General features: G+C 71.1%; 14 protein-coding genes. 13 read left to right on the top strand and 1 reads right to left on the bottom strand.

The window, feature by feature from the left end; translation table 11 throughout:
* The first annotated feature begins 18 nt into the window (after positions 1 to 18).
* From ABZ880_RS07280 to ABZ880_RS07265, 4 genes are all read left to right on the top strand, one after another.
* The gene (locus tag ABZ880_RS07280) at positions 19 to 1,278 is read left to right on the top strand and encodes a glycosyl hydrolase (protein WP_361258285.1); all 1,260 of its coding nucleotides are present in this window, start codon (positions 19 to 21) and stop codon (positions 1,276 to 1,278) included.
* Positions 1,275 to 3,329 carry an endo-beta-N-acetylglucosaminidase gene (locus ABZ880_RS07275; protein ID WP_361258282.1) on the top strand — a complete coding sequence of 685 codons (2,055 nt, stop codon included), beginning with the start codon at positions 1,275 to 1,277 and terminating at the stop codon, positions 3,327 to 3,329. Before ABZ880_RS07280 ends, ABZ880_RS07275 begins: the two co-directional genes overlap by 4 nt.
* A gap of 46 nt (positions 3,330 to 3,375) precedes the next feature.
* Positions 3,376 to 6,396 carry a glycoside hydrolase family 38 C-terminal domain-containing protein gene (locus ABZ880_RS07270; protein ID WP_361258279.1) on the top strand — a complete coding sequence of 1,007 codons (3,021 nt, stop codon included), beginning with the start codon at positions 3,376 to 3,378 and terminating at the stop codon, positions 6,394 to 6,396.
* A gap of 179 nt (positions 6,397 to 6,575) precedes the next feature.
* Positions 6,576 to 7,043 carry a DUF4231 domain-containing protein gene (locus tag ABZ880_RS07265; protein ID WP_361258276.1) on the top strand — a complete coding sequence of 156 codons (468 nt, stop codon included), beginning with the start codon at positions 6,576 to 6,578 and terminating at the stop codon, positions 7,041 to 7,043.
* 135 nt (positions 7,044 to 7,178) lie between these two features.
* On the opposite strand, the gene ABZ880_RS07260 is transcribed toward ABZ880_RS07265, so the two are convergent.
* Positions 7,179 to 7,907, bottom strand: a complete 729-nt coding sequence (locus ABZ880_RS07260; protein ID WP_361258273.1) for a FadR/GntR family transcriptional regulator — start codon at positions 7,905 to 7,907, stop codon at positions 7,179 to 7,181.
* 164 nt (positions 7,908 to 8,071) lie between these two features.
* Here ABZ880_RS07260 and ABZ880_RS07255 point away from each other — a divergent pair, with 164 nt between their 5' ends.
* From ABZ880_RS07255 to ABZ880_RS07215, 9 genes are all read left to right on the top strand, one after another.
* Entirely contained in the window at positions 8,072 to 9,145 is a 1,074-nt protein-coding gene (locus tag ABZ880_RS07255; protein WP_361258271.1) for a sugar ABC transporter substrate-binding protein, read from the top strand.
* Positions 9,142 to 10,653: a sugar ABC transporter ATP-binding protein gene (locus tag ABZ880_RS07250; RefSeq protein ID WP_361258268.1), complete on the top strand. Its 1,512-nt coding sequence runs from the start codon at positions 9,142 to 9,144 to the stop codon at positions 10,651 to 10,653. Before ABZ880_RS07255 ends, ABZ880_RS07250 begins: the two co-directional genes overlap by 4 nt.
* On the top strand, positions 10,646 to 11,674 hold the full coding sequence (locus tag ABZ880_RS07245; RefSeq protein WP_361258265.1) for an ABC transporter permease: 1,029 nt from the start codon (positions 10,646 to 10,648) through the stop codon (positions 11,672 to 11,674). The genes ABZ880_RS07250 and ABZ880_RS07245 overlap by 8 nt, the downstream gene beginning before the upstream one ends.
* 39 nt (positions 11,675 to 11,713) lie before the next feature.
* Complete coding sequence (locus ABZ880_RS07240) at positions 11,714 to 13,063, top strand: L-fuconate dehydratase (RefSeq protein ID WP_361258263.1); 1,350 nt, start codon at positions 11,714 to 11,716, stop codon at positions 13,061 to 13,063.
* Complete coding sequence (locus tag ABZ880_RS07235; RefSeq protein WP_361258260.1) at positions 13,060 to 13,815, top strand: SDR family oxidoreductase; 756 nt, start codon at positions 13,060 to 13,062, stop codon at positions 13,813 to 13,815. Before ABZ880_RS07240 ends, ABZ880_RS07235 begins: the two co-directional genes overlap by 4 nt.
* Positions 13,812 to 14,795 carry an aldo/keto reductase gene (locus tag ABZ880_RS07230; RefSeq protein WP_361258257.1) on the top strand — a complete coding sequence of 328 codons (984 nt, stop codon included), beginning with the start codon at positions 13,812 to 13,814 and terminating at the stop codon, positions 14,793 to 14,795. The genes ABZ880_RS07235 and ABZ880_RS07230 overlap by 4 nt, the downstream gene beginning before the upstream one ends.
* Positions 14,795 to 15,109 (top strand): L-rhamnose mutarotase, encoded by a 315-nt coding sequence (locus ABZ880_RS07225; RefSeq protein ID WP_361258254.1) that lies wholly within the window; start codon positions 14,795 to 14,797, stop codon positions 15,107 to 15,109. The genes ABZ880_RS07230 and ABZ880_RS07225 overlap by 1 nt, the downstream gene beginning before the upstream one ends.
* Positions 15,106 to 15,939 (top strand): amidohydrolase family protein, encoded by an 834-nt coding sequence (locus ABZ880_RS07220; protein ID WP_361258251.1) that lies wholly within the window; start codon positions 15,106 to 15,108, stop codon positions 15,937 to 15,939. The genes ABZ880_RS07225 and ABZ880_RS07220 overlap by 4 nt, the downstream gene beginning before the upstream one ends.
* 129 nt (positions 15,940 to 16,068) lie before the next feature.
* Complete coding sequence (locus ABZ880_RS07215) at positions 16,069 to 17,307, top strand: hydrolase (protein WP_361258248.1); 1,239 nt, start codon at positions 16,069 to 16,071, stop codon at positions 17,305 to 17,307.
* The last annotated feature ends 1 nt before the right edge of the window (position 17,308 follow it).

Below are 17,308 nucleotides of genomic sequence, written 5' to 3'. Positions count from 1 at the left end.
GAGCTCAAGGACTTCCGCATGCCTTCTGCCGTGCGCTTCGGCGTCAACTACACCCCCAGCGAAGGGTGGTTCCACCACTGGCTCGACTTCGACCTGGACTCCGTACGGGCCGACCTCGACTCGATCGCCGCGCTGGGCCTGGACCACATCCGGGTCTTCCCGCTGTGGCCCTACTTCCAGCCCAACCGCAGCCTCATCCGGCCGCGGGCCGTCGAGCAGCTCGTCGCGCTGGTGGACGCGGCCGCCGAGCGCGGACTCGACGTCAACGTGGACGGTCTGCAGGGGCACTTGAGCAGCTTCGACTTCCTGCCCGCCTGGACGCGCACCTGGCACCGGCGGAACCTGTTCACCGACCCGGACGTCCTCGACGGCCAGGCCGCCTACCTGCGCACCCTCGCCGCCGCCCTCGCCGAACGCCCGGGCTTCCTCGGCATGACGCTCGGCAACGAGGTCAACCAGTTCTCGGCGGGCCCGCATCCCGACCCGGACCGCGCCACGTCCGACGAGATCGAGGCCTGGCTCGCGCGCATGCTGGCCGCGTGCGAGGAGGGTGCCCCCGGCAAGCTGCATCTGCACGCCGAGTACGACGCGACCTGGTACCAGGACGACATGCCGTTCACCCCGGCCCAGGCCGCCCGCCACGGTGCCGTCACCGCCGTGCACTCCTGGGTCTTCAACGGCACCGCCCAGCGGCACGGCCTTACGTCTGTCCCGACCCAACACCACGCCGCCTACCTCGTCGAACTCAGCAAGGCCTGGGCCGACGACCCCCGTCGCCCCGTCTGGCTCCAGGAGGTCGGCGCACCCGCCCCCCTGATCCCGCCCGAGCACGCCGCCGCCTTCACCGAGGCCACCGTCGCGAACGCCCTCGACTGCCCCGACCTGTGGGGCATCACCTGGTGGTGCTCCCACGACGTGTCCCGGGAGCTCGCTGACTTTCCCGAACTCGAGTACGGGCTGGGCCTGTTGACGAACGACCGGCGCCCGAAGGACACGGCGCGGGCATTGGCGGAAGCAGCGGCCCGCGCGGACACCTACCCGGCCGCTCCCCGCACCACGGCGCTCGTCGTCCCTGCCGACCCCGCCGTCCGCTCGCTGTGCGCCCCCGGCGGCCCCGTCTTCGACGCCTACTTCCGGCTGACCTCCGACGGCGCCCGACCCACGACCGTCCTCGACACACGCGCGGACGACAAGGACCACCTTGCCGCCCGCGGCATCACCGAAGTCGTCACTCCCGAACAGGTACTCCAAACCCCACAAGGAGGCACCAGCTCGTGAACCCCACCAGACGCACCGTCCTGATCGCCGGCGCCGCGGCCGCCCTGCTCCCGCCGCTGCCCGCCGGCGCGGCACCGAAGGCCGCGGCCCCCGCGACCCCGCCGTACGCCTCGTACTGGTACCCGGACTCGCTGCCCTCGGGCACGCCGGGCACCGGCATCACCTGGCGCAGCCTCAAGTCCTGGGCGGCCGACGGTGACGCGGACCTCGCCTTCAACGCCGCGTCCGTGCCGCTCGCGCCACGCTTCACCCCGACGCCGGTGAACGGCACCGCACGCTCGGGGCAGGCCCGTATCCAGTCGCTGGTCTCCTTCGGGCCGACGGCCGGCAATCCGTCGCAGGGTTCGGCCACCGCCGACTACTACGCGCTCACGCACTGGGCGTACGTCGACGAGCTGGTGTTCTGGGGCGGGTCGTCGGGTGAAGGGCTGATCCTCGCCCCGAACGCGCCGATCGTGGACGCGGCCCACCGCCACGGTGTGCCGGTCCTCGGCAACATCTTCCTGCCGCCCGTCGCGTACGGCGGGCAACTGCAGTGGACGCGGGACCTGGTGCAGAAGGATTCCTCCGGGCACTATCCGCTCGCCGCCCAGCTCGTCGCGGTCGCGGCGGCGTACGGCTTCGACGGGTGGTTCGTCAACGCCGAGACCGGCGGCGGGAATGCGGCGCTGGGCGCGGACATGCTCGGTTTCGTCAAGGAGCTGAAGTCGCTGGCCGCCACGCGTGGGCAGCGGGTGACCTGGTACGACGCGATGACCGTCAACGGCACGGTGAGCTGGCAGGGCGCGCTCAACAGCCAGAACCAGGCGTTCTTCCAGGCCGCCGACGACATGTTCGTCGACTTCCGGTGGAGCGCGAGCACGCTGGCCTCGTCCGGGACGAAGGCCGACCAACTGGGGCGCAGCCGGTACGAGTTGTGGGCGGGCGTCGATGTCGAGTCCAACGGCTCGAACACGTCGGTGAGTTGGGACGCGATCGTGCCGAGCAGTAAGGCGCATGTCACGTCGATCGGGTTCTATCGGCCCGAGTGGACCCGTAACCATCTGCCCGCCTCCCGCGCTCCGGGCGACTTCCACGCCGCCGACGACCGGTTCTGGACCGGCCGTTCGCTGGATCCCTCACGGCCGGACGCCTCCGATCCCTGGCGGGCGCCCGCGGTGTCGGTCGCGGACCGGTCGACCGTGTCCGGGGCGCCGTTCGCGAGCGTGTTCAACACCGGGCACGGGCTGCGGTGGTACGAGGCCGGGGCGGTCACCTCGGACACGCCGTGGAACCATCTCGGGCTGCAGGACCGGCTGCCGTCGCGGCGGTGGGCGGTGCGGACGGAAGGGGAGCGGCCTGCCGTCTCGTTCGACTTCGCGGATGCGTGGCGTGGCGGCAGCAGTGTGCTGGTGGACGGTGAACTGGACGAACCCACGACGGTGGAGCTGTACGCGACACGGCTGCCGATTGCTGTTGACACGGTTGTCGAGCTCACGCACCGGACCGACGCGGGGGCTGTGAACGTCGAGCTCGCCGTGGCCACCGCCGAGCCGAGCGGGCCGGGTGCGACACCGCCGTACACGTATCTGCCTGTGAACTCGGTCAACAAGGGGCGGCGGGGAGTTCGGGCGCACGGCGGTGTGGCTGTGAACTCGGTCAACGGCTGGCAGACCGTGGCCGTCCCGCTCACAGGCCTCTCCGGGAGCGTCCATGCGATCGGCGTGCGGCTCACCGCGACCGACGGGCCCGTGAAGTGGCGTCTCGGCGGGCTCGCGGTCCGGGAAACGATCGGGACACCCGCCGCCCCCTCCGGCCTGCGTATCACCGCCGCCTCCGGAGGCGATCTGCGCCTCGCCTGGAACCCCGCCCCCGGCGGCATACGCCACTACACCCTGCACCGTCTCCTGCCCGACGGCACCCGGCGCTTCCTCGGAGCCACCGGCCAGCGGGCGTACTTCCTCGCGGGCCTGCAGCCCCAACAGGGCGAGTCGCAGGCGCAGTTCGAGCTGCGTGCCGTGGGGGAGCTGTACACCTCGTCGGACCCCGTCACCGTGACCCACACCTGGTAACCACCCACCACCGGAAGACCCCGGTAAGACCTACGGAGCACCCCGCATGCATGACGACCGCAACCTGGTCGAAGCCCGTCTCAAGCGCGTACTCGACGAGCGCATCCGCCCCGCCGTGTACCCGGAGTCCGTACCGCTGCACGTCGCGGTGTGGCATGCGCCCGACGAGCCGGTGCCGGTCGCCGAGGGGCTGGCGGCCGAGCCCGAGCCGATCGCGGTGGGCGCCCGGTGGGGTGCTCCGTGGGGGACCAGCTGGTTCCGGGTCACCGGGACGGTCCCCGAGGCGTGGGCCGGAAAGACCGTCGAGGCGATCCTCGACCTCGGCTTCGACGAGAACATGCCCGGCTTCCAGTGCGAGGGCCTGGTCCACCGGCCCGACGGCACCCCGGTGAAGGGCCTCAACCCGCGCAACCAGTGGGTGCGCATCGGCGCGCCCGTCGAGGGCGGCGAGGAGGTGCGGCTGCACATCGAGGCCGCCTCCAACCCCGTCATCCTCGACTACCACCCCTTCCAGCCGACCCAGTTGGGCGACAGGGAGACCGCCGGCAGCGCACCGCAGTACGTCCTCACCCGCATGGACCTCGCCGTCTTCGACGAGACGGTGTGGCAGCTGGTCATCGACCTGGAGGTGCTCGGCGAGCTGATGGCCGAGCTGCCGGTGGAGTCGGCGCGGCGCTGGGAGATCCTGCGCGCGGTGGAGAAGGCGCTCGACGCGGTGGACCTCCAGGACGTCAACGGCACGGCGGGCGACGCCCGTTCGCGCCTGGCCGGCGTTCTGTCCGCGCCCGCCGCCCCCTCCTCCCACCGCATCAGCGCCGTCGGCCACGCGCACATCGACTCGGCCTGGCTGTGGCCGTTGCGCGAGACGGTGCGCAAGGTCGCCCGTACGACGTCCAACATGACCGCGCTCCTCGACGACGAGCCCGACTTCGTGTTCGCCATGTCGCAGGCGCAGCAGTGGGCGTGGGTGAAGGAGCACCGGCCCGAGGTGTGGGCGCGGGTGAAGAAGGCGGTGGCGGACGGACGGTTCGTGCCCGCCGGCGGTATGTGGGTGGAGTCGGACACCAACATGCCCGGCTCGGAGGCGATGGCCCGTCAGTTCGTGCACGGCAAACGGTTCTTCCTCGACGAGTTCGGCATCGAGAACGACGAGGCCTGGCTGCCCGACACCTTCGGCTTCGCCGCCGGACTGCCGCAGATCATCAAGGCGGCGGGCTCCAAGTGGCTGCTCACGCAGAAGATCTCCTGGTCGCAGACCAACAAGTTCCCGCACCACACCTTCCGCTGGGAGGGCATCGACGGCACCCGGATCTTCACGCACTTCCCGCCCGTCGACACCTACAACTGCTCCATGAAGGGCAGCGAAATCGCCCACGCGGCAAGCAACTTCAAGGACAAGGGAGTCGCCCGCCACTCGCTCGCCCCGACCGGCTGGGGCGACGGAGGCGGCGGCACCACCCGCGAGATGGTCGCGAAGGCCGCCCGGCTGCGGGATCTGGAGGGCTCGGCGCGGGTCGTCTGGGAGACCCCACAGGAGTTCTTCGAGAAGGCCGAGGCCGAATACCCCGAACCGCCCGTCTGGGTCGGCGAGCTCTACCTCGAACTCCACCGCGCCACCCTCACCAGCCAGGCCGGGACCAAGCAGGGCAACCGCCGCAGCGAACACCTCCTGCGCGAGGCCGAACTCTGGGCCGCCACGGCCGCCGTACGGACCGGATTCCCTTATCCGTACGAGGAGTTGGACCGGATCTGGAAGACGGTGCTGCTGCACCAGTTCCACGACATCCTGCCGGGCTCGTCCATCGCGTGGGTGCACCGGGAGGCGCGGGCGACATACGAACGCCTGGCGGCAGAACTCAACTCCCTCATCGACGCGGCCCAACGCGCCCTGGCGGGCGAGGGATCGACGCCTCTCCTCTTCAACTCGGCGCCCCACAGCCGTCATGGAGTCCTGGCGGGCGCCGCCGGAAGGGCCACCACCGACGGCGACACGACCCTGACCCCGCGCCCCGGCGGCGGACACGTCCTCGACAACGGCCTGCTGCGGATCGAGATCGACGCCCAGGGTCTCCTCGTATCGGCCTACGACATCGCAGCAGACCGAGAGACCATCGCACCGGGCCGCGCCGCCAATCTGCTCCAACTCCACCCGGATTTCCCGAACATGTGGGACGCGTGGGACGTCGACGAGTTCTACCGCAACACGGTCACCGATCTCACCGACGCCGACGAGGTCGTGCCTGGCGAGGACGGTGAATCGGTACGCATCGTCCGGTCCTTCGGGGCGTCGCGCGTCACGCAGGTGCTGTCGCTGGCGCCGGGGGAGCGGCGGCTGGTGCTGGAGACGGAGGTGGACTGGCACGAGACGGAGAAGTTCCTCAAGCTCGCCTTCCCGCTCGACGTGCACGCCGAACGGTACGCGTCGGAGACCCAGTTCGGGCACTTCCACCGGCCCACGCACACCAACACCTCCTGGGAGGCGGCCAAGTTCGAGGCCTGCAACCACCGCTTCGTCCACTTCGAGGAACCCGGCTGGGGCGTCGCCGTCGTCAACGACTCCACGTACGGCCACGACGTGACCCGCACGGTCCGCACCGACGGCGATCGCGGTACGACCACCACGGTCCGCGTGTCCCTGTTGCGCGCCCCGCGCTTCCCCGACCCCGAGACCGACCAGGGCGTGCACCGCTTCCGGCATGCGCTGGTGCCGGGAGCGGGGATCGGGGACGCGGTGCGGGAAGGGTGGCGCATCAACCTGCCGGAACGGCGAGTTGAGGGTGCCCGTTCGGTTGCACCGCTGGTGACGGTCGATCAGGAGGCGGTCGTGGTGACGGCGGTGAAGCTGGCGGACGACGGGAGCGGGGACGTGGTGGTGCGGTTCCATGAGGCGCACGGGGGGCGTGCCCGGGCTGTGCTGACCGCCGGGTTCGAGGCCGCCGACGTCACCGTGACGGACCTGCTGGAGCGGCCGTCGACCGACGGCGCCTCGGTCGAGCACAACGGCCACCGCATCGCCGTACGGCTGCGCCCCTTCGAGCTGGTGACGCTGCGGCTGCGGCGGGCGTAGGGCCGTACCGGCGGGACGAAGATGGGGTATCAGAACCTGCTCACCGCCCCGCGGGAGGACTGGCCTGGCAGGGGGAAGCGCTGTCAGACCGGCCGCCAGGAGGGGGCATCCAGGTGCCTTGACGCGTTTGCCGCCCGGTCGGCTTTCCTCCGCGTGTGTGCGCCCTCGATGATGTGCCGATGAGACGAAGAACGGTCATCGACCGGGACTGGTCCGCGGAGCCGGATCCGGTACTGGCCCTCGCGCGGCAGGATTTGGCGTTCTACGGGCGGACCCGCGACCGGGCCAGACGCCTGCACCACGCGACGGAGCTGGGCGCGCTCGCCTCCACGTCGGCGACCGTCGTCGCCGCCGGGCTGCACGCTCCGGCATGGCTGACCGCTCTGATAGCGGGCGGCGCCGTCTTCTTCACCGGCATACGGCAGCTGTTCAACCCCGGCTCCCGCTGGGTCGTCGCCGCGCAGTCCCGCGAGACCCTGCGCCGTGCCGTCGACCGCTACCTGCTGCTGTCGCCGCCCGAACGCGACGCGACGGCGCGGGCCGCGCTGCAGGCGGCGATCGAGGAGGTGGGCGGCAACGAGCTGCGGGAGTGGGCCGAGACGCAGGGCCGGCCCACGGACGCGTCGCTGCCCGCGGCGGGCGCCTGAACCGGGTGGCTTACGGCCGGGCGTTCGGCTGGGAACCGGACGGCTCGATCGCCGGCCCCTGGCAGCTGTTCGCCTCGGGCGATGCGCCGGACCGGAGCACCACTGCCGAAGGGCCGGTCACCGTACGGGCTGCGGTCACGCGCTGAGCTGCGACCGCAGCCACTCCTCCACCTCCCCCACATGCGCGGCCGCCGCCGCCCGCGCCGCCTCCGGGTCGTGTGCCACCAGCGCGCGGTGGATCGCCGCGTGCTCGCGGCGGGTGCGGGCGAAGGCGCCCTCCTCCTGGTAGCCGCGCCAGACGCGGGCGCGGAAGGTGCGGGAGGACAGGCCCTCCAGGATGGCCGCCATGGTGTCGTTGCCGGCCGCGGCGGCGATCTCGCGGTGGAAGGCAAGGTCGTGGGCGAGGATCTCCTCGGGGTCGTCGGTGGCGTTCATCGCCATCAAGTGCTTCTCGACCTCGGCCAGTTGGTCCGGCGTGATACGGGCCGCCGCCAGCGCGGTCGCCGTCGACTCCAGGATGCGCCGCACCTCGAGCAGCTCCACCAGACGCGGGCCGCGGGAGAGGTCGGCGACCACGCCGAAGGTCTCCAGGAGATCGCCGGCCTCCAGCTGGGTGACGTAGATGCCGGAGCCGTGCCGGGCCTCCAGCACGCCGAGCACGGTGAGCGCGCGGATCGCCTCGCGCATCGAACTGCGGGAGATGCCCAGCTGGGCGGCGAGGTCGCGCTCGGTGGGCAGGCGCTGGCCGGGCTCGAGCCGGCCCTCCGCGATCAACGCCTTGATCTGCTCGATGGCGCGCTGCGTCACGGTGCCCTTCTGCGGGGCGGGTCCGGGCTGTGCCCCTTGGTCCAGGGTCTCGTCCACGCCATTCCTCCGCTCACCGGGTGCGCCGCAGTCTAACCGGCAAGGTGGTCGGACCACTATGGCTGGAATCTGGGAAAATCTGCCGCTGGAGGCTGTTCTTCCGGCCGAGTGGTCTGATAAGTATGCGGGCATCTGCTCGAACACGCTCAACGAGGAGCCGCCAGATGCCCGGCAGGACAGTGGGGAAGCGGAACAGGTTTCGAATGATCGGCGCGGTGGCCGTGGCCGCCGGCGCCTCGCTCGCGCTCGCCGCGTGCGGCAGTACCAAGGACACCGGAGGCTCCGGCAGCGCGGGGGGCGGCGGCACCGGCAAGGTCGGGGTGATCCTGCCCCTGCTGACCTCGCCGTTCTGGCAGTCGTACAACGACTACGTGCCGAAGATGGCGAAGTCCGAGGGTGTCGACGCGCTGAAGACGGTCAACTCCAACAGCGACCCCTCGCAGCAGATCACCGACATCAACAACCAGCTCAACCAGGGCGTCAAGGGCCTGGTCGTGGCCCCGCTGGACAGCGCCGCCATCGAGGCCGGCCTGGACCAGGCCGAGCGCAAGGGCGTACCGGTCGTCGCCGTGGACGTGGCGCCGGACAAGGGCAAGGTCGCCATGGTCGTACGCGCCGACAACGTCGCCTACGGCGAGAAGGCCTGCGAGTACCTCGGCGCACACATCACCAGCGGCAAGGTCGTGCAGATCATGGGCGACCTGGCCTCGGTCAACGGCCGCGACCGCTCCGAGGCATTCCGCTCCTGCGTGAAGAAGAAGTACCCGAAGCTCAAGGTCCTGGAGATCCCCGCCAAGTGGGAGTCCGACACGGCCGCTTCGAAGCTCGACACGCTCCTGAACGCCAACCCCGACATCAAGGGCATCTACATGCAGGCAGGCGGCGTCTACCTCGCGCCCACCCTGCAGACCCTGAAGTCGAAGAGCATGCTCAAGACGGCGGGCCAGAAGGGCCACATCGTCATCGTCTCCAACGACGGCATCCCGCAGGAGTTCGACGCGATCCGCAAGGGCCAGATCGACGCGACCGTCTCCCAGCCCGCCGACGCCTACGCCAAGTACGGCATGTACTACATCAAGGCGGCGATGCAGGGGAAGACGTTCGAGCCCGGCCCCACCGACCACGACTCGACCATCGTCAAGCTGTCCAGCGGCATCCTCGAGGACCAGCTGCCCGCGCCGCTGGTGACCAAGGACAACGTGGACGACCCCAAGCTGTGGGGCAACACGGTCAAATGAGCAGCCCCAGCACCCCGCTCGTGGAAGCCCGGGACATCGTCAAGCGGTACGGCCCCACCACCGCCCTCGCGGACGGCCGGCTCACCGTGCTGCCCGGCGAGTCCCACGCCCTCGTCGGCCGCAACGGCGCCGGCAAGTCGACCCTGGTCCGGATCCTCACCGGCCTGGAGGCGACCGACGAGGGCGCGGTCCGCTTCGACGGCGAACCCGCGCCCCCGCTCGCCGACCGTGACGCCTGGCGCCGCAAGGTGGCCTGCGTCTACCAACACCCCACGGTCGTCCCCGAGTTGACGGTCGCCGAGAATCTCTTCATCAACCGTCAGCCGCTGCAGCGCGGGTTCATCAGCTGGCGTCGGCTGAAGACCGAGGCGGCCGCGCTCCTCGACACCTGGGACGTGCACGTCGACCCCGAGGCGCGCACCGCCGACCTCAAGGTCGAGGACCGCCAAATGGTGGAGATCGCACGCGCGTTGAGCTTCGGCGCCCGCTTCATCGTCCTCGACGAGCCGACCGCCCAGCTCGACAACCGCGAGATCGAGCGGCTCTTCGACCGGATGCGCGGCCTGCAGGACTCCGGCGTCACCTTCCTGTTCATCTCGCACCACCTCCAGGAGGTCTACGAGGTCTGCCAGACCGTCACGGTGCTGCGCGACGCCCGCTGGATCAGCACGGCCCCGGTCGCCGACCTGCCGAGGGCCGCGCTGATCGAGGCCATGGCGGGGGAGTCCATCGAGACGATCGCCGAACAGGCCGTACAGGAACAGATCGTCGACGACTCCGCGCCCGTCCTCCTCGAAGCCCGCGGGCTCACCTCGGACACGTACGAGAACGTCGACCTGACCGTCCGCCGCGGCGAGGTCGTCGGGCTCGCCGGTTCCAGCGCCAGTGGCAAGATCGAACTGGCGGAGGCCTTCGCGGGTCTGCGCTCGCCCACCGCCGGAACGGCTCAACTCGACGGTGAGCGGCTGCGGTTCGGGTCGGTGCAGGCCGCGCTGAAGGCCGGCATCGGCTGTGTGCCGCGCGACCGGCACGAGCAGGGCCTGGTGCGTGGCATGACCATCGGCGACAACGCCACCATGAGCGTCCTGGACCGGCTCGGCCGCTTCGGCTTCATCGGCACCGACCGCAAACGCGGCTTCGCCACCGAGCTGATCGACCGACTCGACATTCACACCGAGGGTCCCGAGCAGCCGGTCTCCGACCTGTCCGGCGGCAACGCGCAGAAGGTCGTCATGGCCCGCGCCCTCGCCTCCGAACCGCGGTTGCTCGTCCTCATCAACCCCACCGCGGGCGTGGACGTGAAGTCCAAGGAGTCGCTGCTCGCCCGCGTGGACAGCGCCCGCGAGGACGGGACCGCGGTCCTGGTCGTCTCCGACGAACTCGACGACCTGCGGCGCTGCGACCGCGTCCTCGTCCTCTTCCACGGCCGCGTGGTCGCCGAGCACCCGGCGGGCTGGCGCGACCACGAGCTGATCGCCTCCATCGAAGGAGTGGACCACCATGGCTGACACCAAGGCGGCCGAGCCCCTTGCGCCGCTGAAGGCCCCCGCCGTGCGGTCGGCCAGGACGGTGCTGTTGCGCCGGGCCCGCGAACTGGCCCTCGTACCGGCCCTGTTGCTGCTCATGGTGCTCGGTGCGGTGGTCAACGACTCGTTCCTCACCGAGCGCAACCTGATCTCCATCCTGGGCGCTTCCGCCGCGCTCGCGATGGTCGTGCTCGCCGAGTCGCTGGTGTTGATCACCGGCAAGTTCGACCTGTCCCTGGAGTCGGTCGTCGGCATCGCACCCGCGGTGGGAGCGCTGCTCGTGCTACCGGCCGCGCAGTCGGGCTGGGGGACCGAACTCCCGGCCGGGCTGGCCCTGTTCGCGATCCTGCTGGTGGGCGGGGCCGTCGGCGCCTTCAACGGCGTCCTGGTCGTCAAGTTCAAGCTGAACGCCTTCATCGTGACGCTCGCGATGCTGATCGTGCTGCGCGGACTGCTGGTCGGCGCGACCAAGGGCAAGACGCTGTTCGGCATGCCCGACAGCTTCTACTCCCTGGCCACCTCCACCTTCCTGACCGTCCCGATGTCCGTGTGGCTGGCGGCAGTTGCCTTCGCCGTCGCCGGGCTGGTCCTGAAGTACCACCGCGTCGGCCGCTCCCTGTACGCCATCGGCGGCAACGCGGACGCGGCCCGCGCGGCCGGCATCCGGGTCGATCGCGTGATGCTCGGTGTGTACGTCGTCGCCGGTGTCCTGGCCGCGGTGGGCGGGATCATGCAGACCGGATACGTGGGAGCGATCAGCGCCAACCAGGGCCAGAACATGATCTTCACCGTGTTCGCGGCGGCGGTCATCGGCGGCATCAGCCTGGACGGCGGCAAGGGCACCATGTTCGGTGCCCTGACCGGCGTACTCCTGCTCGGGGTGGTGCAGAACCTGCTCACGCTCGCCCAGGTGCCGTCCTTCTGGATCCAGGCCATCTACGGCGGAATCATCCTGGTCGCCCTCATGATCGCCCGTGTGACGACGGGCCGCGCCCAGGACTGACACCGACTCCGTTCTCTGTCACCGACCGAAAGGCCCTCCGTGTCCCCGACGCCCGGCACCCCCGTCCGTATCTCCGCGGTCGACACCTATGACATCCGGTTCCCGACCTCGCGCGAGGTCGACGGCTCCGACGCGATGAATCCGGACCCCGACTACTCGGCCGCGTACGTCGTGCTGCGTACCGATGCCGAGGACGGTCCGGAGGGGCACGGCTTCACCTTCACCATCGGGCGGGGCAACGAGGTCCAGGTCGCTGCGATCCACGCGCTGCGCCACCACGTGGTCGGACGGTCGGTGGACGAGGTGTGCGCCGACCCGGGGTCGGTCTACCGGGACCTGATCGGGGACAGCCAACTCCGTTGGCTGGGGCCCGAGAAGGGGGTGATGCACATGGCGATCGGCGCGGTCATCAACGCCGTGTGGGACCTCGCGGCCAAGCGCGCCGACAAGCCGTTGTGGCGGCTGCTCGCCGAGGCCGACCCCGAGTGGCTGGTCGGGCAGATCGACTTCCGGTACCTCACCGATGCCCTCACCCCGGAGGAGGCGCTGGAGATCCTGCGCCGGGGGCGGCCGGGCGCCGAGGAGCGCACGGCCCGGCTGCTGGAGCGCGGTTACCCGGGCTACACGACGTCCGCCGGCTGGCTCGGCTACAGCGACGAGAAGCTCACCCGGCTCGCCGCCCAGGCGGTGGCCGACGGCTTCCGGCAGATCAAGCTGAAGGTCGGCGCCGACCTGGAGGACGATGTACGGCGCTGCCGGGTCGCGCGCTCGGTCGTCGGCCCGGACATCCGTATGGCGATCGACGCCAACCAGCGCTGGGACGTCGACGAAGCCATCCGCTGGACCAAGGCCCTCGCCGAGTTCGACCCGTACTGGATCGAGGAACCCACCAGCCCCGACGACGTCCTCGGCCATGCGGCCATCCGCAAGGCGGTCGCCCCCGTCAAGGTCGCGACCGGCGAGCACGTCCAGAACCGCATCGTCTTCAAGCAGCTCCTGCAGGCCGGCGCCCTCGACGTCGTCCAGATCGACGCGGCCCGCGTCGGCGGCGTCAACGAGAACCTCGCCATCCTGCTGCTCGCCGCCAAGTTCGGGGTGCCGGTGTGCCCGCACGCGGGCGGTGTCGGCCTGTGCGAACTCGTCCAGCACCTCTCGATGTTCGACTACGTCGCGGTCACCGGCACCACCGAGGACCGGGTCATCGAGTACGTCGACCATCTGCACGACCACTTCCTGGACCCGGTGGTGATCCGAGAGGGTCACTACACGGCACCCACCGCGCCCGGTTTCTCGGCGGCCATGCGCCCAGAGTCGATCGCGCGGTACACCTTCCCCGACGGTGACTTCTGGGTCGCCGACCTCGACGCGAAGAAGGGACAGGCGGCATGACCGACTTCGAGGGGCTCAAGGCCCTGGTCACGGGCGGCGCCTCCGGCATCGGACGGGCCACGGCCGAACTCCTGGCCGCCCGCGGCGCCCAGGTCGCCGTCCTCGACCTCGACCCGGCCTCGGTCGAGAAGCCGCTGCTCGGCTTCCGGGCCGACGTCACCGACGACACGTCCGTGCGGGAGGCGGTGGCCGCCGCCGTCACCGACCTGGGCGGCCTCGACGCGCTGATCAACAACGCGGGCATCGGCGCCCAGGGGACGGTGGAGGACAACGACGACGCCGAGTGGCACCGGGTCCTCGACGTCAACGTGGTCGGCATGGTGCGGGTGGCCCGCGCCGCCCTGCCGCACCTGAGGCAGTCGCAGAACGCGGCGATCGTCAACACCTGCTCGATCGCGGCCACCGCCGGCCTTCCGCAGCGCGCGCTGTACAGCGCGACGAAGGGCGCCGTGTACTCGCTGACCCTCGCCATGGCCGCCGACCATGTCCGCGAGGGCATCCGCGTCAACTGCGTCAACCCCGGCACGGTGGACACTCCGTGGGTCGGCCGGCTGCTGTCGAAGGCCCCCGACCCGGCCGCGGAGAAGGCTGCCCTGGAGGCCCGCCAGCCCACCGGCCGCCTCGTCTCGCCGAGCGAAGTCGCGGGCGCCATCGCCTACTTGGCCAGCCCGCTGTCCGGTGCCACGACCGGCACCTCCCTCGCCGTCGACGGCGGTATGCAGGGCCTGCGCCTGCGGCCGGTGGGCCGGTGAACCGGCTCGGCAGCAGCGACGTCGAGGTCACTCCGCTGGCCTTCGGCGGGGCGGCGATCGGCAACCTCTTCACCGAGGTGACCGAGGAGCAGGCGTACGAGGCCGTGGAGGCCGCCTGGCAGCGGGGCATCCGCTACTTCGACACCGCCCCGCACTACGGCCTCGGCCTGTCCGAACGCCGCCTCGGCACCGCCCTGCGCGGGCACCCCCGTACGGACTGCACGATCTCCACCAAGGTGGGCCGCCGTCTGGAGCCCTGGGACGGTGGCGGCGACGACCTGGCCAACGGCTTCGCGGTACCGGCCACCAAGCGCCGGGTGTGGGACTTCAGCGCGGACGGCGTACGACGCACCCTCGAGGCGAGCCTGGAGCGGCTCGGCCTCGACCATGTCGATGTCGTCTACCTCCACGACCCCGACGACCACGCCGAGCAGGCCTTCCGGGAGGGCTATCCGGCCCTGGAGAAGCTGCGCTCGGAGGGCCTGGTCGGCGCGATCGGCGCCGGGATGAACCAGGCGGAGATGTTGACCCGCTTCGTCCGCGACACGGACGTCGACGTGGTGTTGTGCGCGGGTCGCTACACGCTGCTCGACCAGCGGGCGCTGGCCGAGCTGCTGCCCGCGGCCGAGCAGAGGGGCACGTCGGTGGTGATCGGCGGCGCCTTCAACTCGGGCCTGCTGGCCGACCCGAGACCCGGGTCGACGTACAACTACGCAGCCGCACCGCAGGAGTTGCTGACCCGCGCCCTCCGCCTGAAGACGGTCGCCGACCGCCACGGCACCACGCTGCGTGCCGCCGCTCTGGCCTTCTGCGCCGCGCATCCGGCGGTCGCGAGCGTGCTCGTAGGCGCTCGTTCGGCGGCGGAAGTCCTGGACTGCGCCGAGCAGTTCGCGGCCGACGTACCCGCCGCCTTCTGGCAGGAGCTGCGCGAGGAGGGCCTCCTGCCGGCCGACGCCCCCGTCCCCGCCGAGGAAGCGTGATGAGAGTCGCTCTGCACACCAAGGTCCGCGCGGACCGCATCGCCGAGTACGAGGCCGCCCACCGGGAGGTGCCGAAGGAGCTGACGGACGCGATCCGCGCGGCTGGCGCGACCTCGTGGACGATCTGGCGCAGCGGCACGGACCTCTTCCACGTCCTGGACTGCGAGGACTACGCCCGCCTCCTCGCCGAACTGGAGAAACTCCCGGTCAACATCGCCTGGCAGGCCCGCATGGCGGACCTGCTGGACGTCGTCCACGACTACTCCGACGAGGGCGCGGACGCGGGTCTGCCGGTGGTCTGGGAGCTGCCATGACGGTGGACGCCCATCACCACGTGTGGGACCTGGCGGTGAGGGACCAGGACTGGATCCCCGAACACAGCCCGATCCGCCGGGACTTCACCGTCACGGACCTCGAACCGGAGGCGAGCGCAGCGGGCGTGGACCGCACGGTCCTGGTCCAGACGATCACGGTCCCGGAGGAGACCCCGGAGTTCCTGGAACTGGCCGCCGCCCATGACCTGATCGCGGGTGTGGTCGGCTGGACGGATCTCACCCTTCCGGACATCTCCGAGGAACTCGCCCGGCTGCGCGCCCTCCCCGGCGGCCAGTACCTGAAGGGCATCCGCCACCAGGTCCAGGGCGAGCCGGACCCCGAGTGGCTGCTGCGCCCGGACGTACACCGGGGCCTGTCCGCGGTGGCGGAAGCGGGCCTGGTCTACGACTTGGTGGTCCTGTCGCACCAGCTGCCGTCCTGCACCAAGGCGGCGGCAGCCTTGCCCCAACTCACCTTCGTCCTGGACCACTTGGGCAAGCCTCCCATCGCCTCCGGCGCCCTGGAGCCCTGGGCCTCCGAACTCCGCGCCCTCGCCGCCCTGCCCAACACGTTCGCCAAGCTCTCCGGCCTGGTCACCGAGGCCGACCCCGCCTCCTGGAGTGTCGATGACCTCCGCCCGTACGCGGACACGGCTTTGGAGGCCTTCGGCCCGGAGCGCCTGATGTTCGGGTCGGACTGGCCGGTGTGCGCGTTGGCGGCAACGTACGGTGAAGTCATCGACGCGGCGGCGCAGTTGACCTCTCTGCTGGGCGAGTCCGAGCGGGCGGAGGTCTTCGGGAACACGGCCACCCGCGTCTACACCCTGTGACGTGCCCGTGTTCGTACGCGTACGGGTTTTCCCCCAGGCGCGTCGACCGGTCTGCCGGATGGTGACGGCCGAGTCGATCAACAAAGGTGAAGGGAGTCGCTGAACTCGTACGGACAAAGAGGTTCTGTCATGCTGACTCGCCGTGCTGCCCTGATGTCGGCCGCTGCCGCCGTCACCCTGTCCGGCATCTCCGCCCGAACCGCTTCCGCCACGCCACGCGCGGCCGGACCGGTGCGGCTGACGTTGCCCCCGCTCAGCGGGCCGCATCCGGTGGGGACGGTCTCCCTGCACCTCGTCGACGCCTCACGGCCCGATCCCTGGATCACGTCGCAGCCCTACCGGGAGCTCATGGTCGGCGTCCGCTATCCGGCCTGCGCCGTCGGCGGACACCCCGCCGCACCGCAGATGCTCCCCGGGGAGGCCGCCGGTTTCGCGGCCCTCAACAGCTTCACCGGTGTGCCCGGCGACAAGGTCGACTGGGCGGCCACCCGCACGCACGCCCACGAGGGCGCCCCGGTCGACCAGGACGGCGGCCCGTACCCGGTCGTCGTCTACTCACCCGGCGCCGGGGACCCGCGCTCCCTGGGCACCACCCTCTGCGACGACCTCGCCTCCCGCGGCCATGTCGTGGTCGCACTCGATCACACCTACGACGCCACGGCCGTTCAGTTCCCCGGCGGACGTGTCGAACACACCGTCCTGCCTGCGGAGTTCGCCCAGGCATCCCCGGACCCGGAGCGCATCACGGCCCTCCTGCGCAAGACGCTCGCCGTGCGGGTCGCCGACACCCGCTTCCTCCTCGACGAACTGCCCAGGGCCCTGCCCCGAGCGCTGCGCGGCAGTGTGGACAGGGAGCGCATCGGCATGTTCGGTCAGTCGGCGGGCGGCTTCACCGCCCTGCAGGCGATGCATGACGACCGGCGCATCGCGGCGGCGGCCGACCTCGACGGCGTGCTCGCCTACGTCCAGGAGGACAGCACCCCCGGCGACCTCTCCACCGTCGCCGCCGACGGCCTCGACCGCCCCTTTCTGCTGATGGGCAAGGACGGTAACGACCTCGGCACGGTGCCGTCCTGGGACGCCCTGTGGCGGCACAGCCGCGGCTGGCACCGGGGGCTGACCCTGCGCGGCGCGGAACACGCCACGTACACCGACGCGGAGGCCCTCGTCCCGCAGATCGCCCGTCAGCTCCGCCTGCCCCGGAAGACGGTCGTCGAGAACATCGGCACGATCGCCCCGCGGCACGCGATCGCCGCCGAACGCGCCTGCCTCGCCGCCTTCTTCGATCGCTGGCTGCGCGGCCGGGACGACGCGGGCCTGCTGGACGGAGCGTCGGCCCGCCACCCTGCGGTGCGCCTGTTCTCCTGAT

The organism is Streptomyces sp. NPDC047043 (assembly GCF_040644055.1).
Lineage (GTDB): Bacteria > Actinomycetota > Actinomycetes > Streptomycetales > Streptomycetaceae > Streptomyces.
Note: the sequence above shows the minus strand (reverse complement) of the source record. Positions and strands in the feature narration are given on the sequence as shown.